Raw genomic sequence first — 1,276 nt, 5'->3', positions numbered from 1 at the left:
GGCGGCGAACACACGCGGCGCGGGCGCGCAGTCTAGGCGTGCATGCTGCGGCGCACAAGCCGCGGTGATCGCAGTCCTTGGCGATCGGGCCGCTCAGAAGGCACGCGAGATGACACGCAACAGGCTCGACTGGGCGCGCTTCTTCGCGTCCTCGGGCGGCGAGTGCCACACACCCACCGGTCGCGTGCAGGCTTCGCGCTCAGTGGATTGACGCAACGCCGCTGCGGCGCATTCTGCGAACCTCGCCCCCGCACGGTCCGCAATTTGCAGGACAGAATCGGGCCCAGACCGGCCCCCGCCGAACCCGATTTCTCATGCCCCATTCCGCGGCCTTCACGCGTCCAGCCCTGTCTGCCTCCGCGGGCTTTGCCTCCGCGCTGGTCGCGGGCGTGCTGGCGCTGTCCCTGCTGTCGCTGGCGCTAAGCCGGTTGGAGGGCGGCATCGCGCTGGTCTGGCTCAGCAACGGTTTCGCGGTCGGATTGCTGGTGTGGCTGCGGCATGCTCCGCCGGCATGGCTCTGGCTTGCGCTTGGCGCAGCCCTGGTGGTGCCGCGCCTGTTGGCCGATGAGCCCCTGCTGCGCGCCGCGCTGGTCAGCGCTTTCAACCTCGCAGAAATCGCACTGGTGGTCTACGGAGTGCGTCGCTACGGTCGGCCACTTTCAGAGCCTGCGGCGCTGCTGGGCAATGCCGGTCTGGCGGCCGCCTTCAGTTCGGCGGCGAGTCTGTTCACTGCGGTCGCCACCAGCTTGGGCCTGGGCCTGATCGATCAGCGCCCCTTGGGTGCATGGTCTACCGCGACCGCGATCTTCAGCGCGCATCTGCTGGGCCTGGTGATCACCGCCGGCCTGGTCGCATTCGCGATCGGCCAGCGCGGCCGGCTGTTCGGTCGGCGCGGAGGTCGCGCCAGTTTCGTGCTGACCTGGAGCGCCTTGCTCGGCGTCTTGCTGCTGGTGTTGGCGCAGTCGACCTATCCGCTGCTGTTCCTGCCCTTTCTGCCGCTGGCCTGGATGTCCTTTCGCCATGGTGTGTCCGGGGCGGTGGTCGGCGTGCTCAGCATTGGCGTGGCCTCCGGCGCGGCTTCGATCCTGCAGTTGGGGCCGTTCCAGCTGGTGGGCGAGACGCATGCCTTCGCCCACCGCCTGCTGCCGCAGGTGTACGTGCTGGCCGCCTGCATGCTGGCACTGCCGCTTGGCCTGATGATGGCGGAGCGACGGCGCCTGCTGCGCAGCCTGCGCAGCAGCGAGTCGCAGTACCGCCTGCTGGCCGAGCACACCCG

The 1,276-nt window shown here is 69.4% G+C and carries 2 protein-coding genes; both read left to right on the top strand.

Going from position 1 to position 1,276, the window contains the following annotated elements:
* The coding region (locus Q8S40_RS12575) for a hypothetical protein (RefSeq protein ID WP_305670679.1) at positions 1–211 on the top strand (211 nt) is incomplete at its 5' end.
* Positions 212–314: 103 nt separating this feature from the next.
* Positions 315–1,276, top strand: a 962-nt coding sequence (locus Q8S40_RS12570) for an MASE1 domain-containing protein (RefSeq protein WP_305670678.1), incomplete at its 3' end; no start/stop codon positions are given.

The sequence above is a fragment of the Falsiroseomonas sp. genome, from assembly GCF_030695085.1.
In the GTDB taxonomy this organism is placed as follows: Bacteria; Pseudomonadota; Alphaproteobacteria; order Acetobacterales; family Acetobacteraceae; genus Falsiroseomonas.
Note: the sequence above shows the minus strand (reverse complement) of the source record. Positions and strands in the feature narration are given on the sequence as shown.